Source organism: Sphingomonas sp. TF3 (assembly GCF_003985085.1).
Classification (GTDB): Bacteria; Pseudomonadota; Alphaproteobacteria; order Sphingomonadales; family Sphingomonadaceae; genus Sphingomonas.
In genome coordinates this window covers 1-766 of record NZ_RWKS01000080.1, presented here as the reverse complement: position 1 = coordinate 766, position 766 = coordinate 1, and the positions used below count along the sequence as shown (strand labels likewise).

Here is a 766-nt window from a genome sequence, read left to right as displayed (position 1 = left end):
TGTTATAGCCAACGCTGGCGCTCTTGGCGGCAACGGTTGGGGCGGCAGGCGTGGCGACGGTCAGTGTGACGGTGGCAGCGGCGGAGGTTCCGCCAGGCCCAGTGGCGGTATAGCCGAAGCTATCGCTGCCATAATAGCCGCTGGTGGGGGTGTAGGTGATCACGTCGCCAGCAATGCTGGTGGTACCGTGCGCAGGGGCGGTGCTGACGGTGAGGCTGCTATGCACACCGCTGACCGAGGTGGCGAGGTCGATCGGCGTCGCGGTATTATAGCCAACGCTGGCGCTCTTGGCGGCAACGCTCGGCGCAGCAGGCGTCGCGACGGTGAGCGTGACGGTGGCAGCCGCCGAGGTGCCGCCGGGACCGGTGGCGGTATAGCCGAAGCTGTCGCTGCCATAATAGCCGCTGGTCGGGGTGTAGGTGATGACGTCGCCAGCAATGCTGGTGGTGCCGTGCGCAGGCGCTGAGCTGACGCTGAGGCTGGAGTGCACACCGCTGACCGAGGCGGTCAGATCGATCGGGGTGGCGGTGTCATAAGCGACGCTGGCGCTCTTGGCGGCAACAGTGGGCGCGACCGGGGTGGCGACGGTGAGCGTGACGGTCGCCGCACTCGACGTGCCGCCAGGCCCAGTAGCGGTATAGGCAAAGCTGTCGCTGCCATAATAGCCGGTGGTGGGGGTGTAGGTGATCACGTCGCCAGCAATGCTGGTGGTACCGTGCGCAGGGGCGGTGCTGACGGTGAGGCTGCTATGCACGCCGCTGACCGA

At 67.0% G+C, this 766-nt stretch carries 1 protein-coding gene; it reads right to left on the bottom strand.

Annotation, left to right across the window (positions count from 1 at the left end; translation table 11 throughout):
* A partial coding sequence (locus EJC47_RS21165) for an Ig-like domain-containing protein (protein ID WP_221885209.1) occupies positions 1 to 766 on the bottom strand: 766 nt, incomplete at both ends.